Source organism: Nocardiopsis sp. SBT366 (assembly GCF_001083815.1).
Classification (GTDB): domain Bacteria; phylum Actinomycetota; class Actinomycetes; order Streptosporangiales; family Streptosporangiaceae; genus Nocardiopsis; species Nocardiopsis prasina.
Map to the genome: position 1 here is coordinate 1 of NZ_LAVM01000167.1, position 1,767 is coordinate 1,767.

Sequence of the window (1,767 nt, forward strand, 5' to 3'; positions counted from 1 at the left end):
ACGACGACCCCACACATGACCCCACCCACAGCTGAACACCACCCCACCCACCACGAAGGGGGGCGGCGGGCCACCACGGCCCACCGCCCCCCTTGTCACACACGGCCCTCAGACCCCGTCCGACTCCAACTCCGACGGCGGGGAATCGATCACACCCTCACGCGCATCCGAATCCAGCCCGGCCCGCGCCTCACGCACCCCCACCACGTCAGCGGCATCCGACACCATCCGCGAGAAGATCACCGGCTGATCCAGACTCACCATGTGCCCCGCACGCGGAACGTTCACCAAACGCCCCTCCACGCACGCGTCGAAGAACGCCTTCTCATGGATCCGGAAATGGTCCCGCGCCCCGTTCACCAACCACACCGGACCCCCGTACGCCGACAACGCCGACAACGCGTCGATCGTCGCCAACTCGTCGATCACCGCCGTCGCCGCCTCCACGGCCAGACCACCGTCGACCACCGCGTCAGCCGCACCATCACGCAACGTCAACCGATGGAACCGCTCATTGACCGCCGCACCCTTGTCCGGCAACCGCTCCATCAACACCGCAGGAATCCGGTACACCTGCGCCAACGACTGATCCGGCTGCGCCGTACAACTGGCCGCCACCAGACCGGCCACCCGACCCGGAGCCGCCCCCGCAGCCGCGATCGACACCAACCCGCCCATGCTCAAACCCACCAACAGGGCCCGACCACCCACGGAGTCAATGGCCTCCAACAACGTGTCCACCGCACGCCCCACCGAGAAGTCCTCACCCCGACGAGACCCGTGAGCCGGAAGATCAGGAGCCACCACCGTGCGCCCCTGCGCCTGCAGGAACTCCACCTGCGGCCGCCACATACTCGACGACGAACGCAAACCGTGCGCCAACACGATCGGAACACCCATCACCGCACCTACTTCCCGGCCCCGTAGGACACCGTCACCGGAGCATGGTCCGACCACCGCTCCTCACGGCTGGGATAACGCTCCACCCGCCCCGACAGTGCCCGAGCAGCCAAACCCGGAGTCGCCACCTGGTAGTCGATCCGCCACCCCGTGTCGTTGTCGAAGGCACGACCACGATAGGACCACCACGAATACGGCCCCTCCTGGTCCGGATACAGAGCACGCACCACGTCCACGTACCCCGCCTCGTCGAACACCCGCGACATCCACGCACGCTCCTCCGGCAGGAACCCCGAGTTCTTCCGGTTCCCCCGCCAGTTCTTCAAATCCGCCTCGGTGTGCGCGATGTTCCAGTCACCACACACCACCAACCCGCGCCCCTGCTCCTCCACACGCGCACGCCGCTCCACCAGGTACGGCAGGAACGCCTCCATGAAGCGCTCCTTCTCCTCCTGGCGCGGCGTGTCCACCTCACCCGAGGGCAGGTACAGGCTGGCCACACTCACCGCACCGAAGTCCGCCTCCACATACCGGCCCGACTCCGCGAACTCCTCCACACCGAACCCGACCCGCACCTCATCGGGCTCCGCACGAGAGTAGAGCGCCACCCCCGCACGCCCCTTGGCCTGGGCCGGACACAACACCACGTGCCACCCCGGCGGAGCCACGACCCCCTCCGGAAGCTGATCGGCCTCCGCGCGGGTCTCCTGCAAACACACCACGTCCGCCTCAGAAGCCGACAACCACGACCCGAACCCCGGATCCTTCTTCGCGGCCGCCCGCAACCCGTTGACGTTGACGCTGGACACAACAAAACTCGACTGGTTCACGCCCCACAGCGTAGCCACCCCCCACCCCCACAAAGCG

General features: G+C 67.5%; 2 protein-coding genes. Both read right to left on the reverse strand.

Annotation, left to right across the window (positions count from 1 at the left end; all coding sequences use genetic code 11):
* Positions 1-108: 108 nt before the first annotated feature.
* Entirely contained in the window at positions 109-900 is a 792-nt protein-coding gene (locus ADX84_RS25045; RefSeq protein WP_049579957.1) for an alpha/beta fold hydrolase, read from the reverse strand.
* Positions 901-908: 8 nt separating this feature from the next.
* Complete coding sequence (locus ADX84_RS25050; protein WP_049579960.1) at positions 909-1,730, reverse strand: exodeoxyribonuclease III; 822 nt, start codon at positions 1,728-1,730, stop codon at positions 909-911.
* Positions 1,731-1,767 lie beyond the last annotated feature (37 nt).